At 61.4% G+C, this 827-nt stretch carries 1 protein-coding gene; it reads left to right on the top strand.

Going from position 1 to position 827, the window contains the following annotated elements; translation table 11 throughout:
- A partial coding sequence (locus tag AB4Y43_RS40445; protein ID WP_368662067.1) for an IS3 family transposase occupies positions 1-786 on the top strand: 786 nt, incomplete at its 5' end.
- Between the last annotated feature and the right edge of the window lie 41 nt (positions 787-827).

The following is an 827-nucleotide window of genomic DNA, read 5'->3' as shown; positions in this document are numbered from 1 at the left end:
GCTGCAGCGGGCCGGGAGAGGCACAGCCCGGTACGAATCAGCGACGATGCCTTGCTGGCCAACATCCGCGCGATCCATGCGCAGGTCAAGGGTGAGTACGGCTGGCCGCGCATGACGAAAGAACTGGTTGCACGTGGTGTGCGCGTGGGTAAGGAGCGGGTTCGCAATCTGATGGCGCGGCACGGCATTCGTGCTCGGCACAAGCGCAAGTTCATCGCGACGACGAATTCGAACCATAACCTGCCGGTCGCGCCGAACTTGCTGAAGCGTAACTTCACGACGAGTGCGCCGAATCAGGTCTGGACGAGCGACATCACGTACTGCGCGACTGCAGAAGGCTGGGTTTATCTGGCGGTCATCATCGACCTGTTCAGCAGGCAGGTGGTGGGCTGGTCGATGCAGCCTCACATGAAGGCCGAGCTGGTCACTGACGCGCTGCGCATGGCATGGTTCAGACGGCGTCCGCCGCCGGGCCTGATCATGCACAGCGACCGGGGCAGCCAGTATTGCAGCGGGCTGTTTCAGGACACGCTGAAAGCATATGGCATGCGTTCGTCGATGAGCCGCCGTGGCGATTGCTGGGACAACGCGCCGACCGAAAGCTTGTGGGGTTCGCTGACAGTCGGTCGCCTGCATGGTCGGCACTTCGCCACACGGCGCGCGGTGATGGACGAAATCGTTGATTGGCTGGGTTTCTACAATGCCCATCGGCTACACTCGACGCTCGATTACGTCAGCCCTATGACGTTCGAGAAGAACTGGCTCGCTGCCCAGCGAGCCGCCTGAATTCCCTCGGCTATGGGATACGTCAAACAGGGGTAAGGTCA

It is taken from the genome of Paraburkholderia sp. BR10872 (assembly GCF_040965835.1).
Lineage (GTDB): Bacteria > Pseudomonadota > Gammaproteobacteria > Burkholderiales > Burkholderiaceae > Paraburkholderia > Paraburkholderia nodosa_A.
This window is presented reverse-complemented; position numbering and strand designations above follow the sequence as displayed.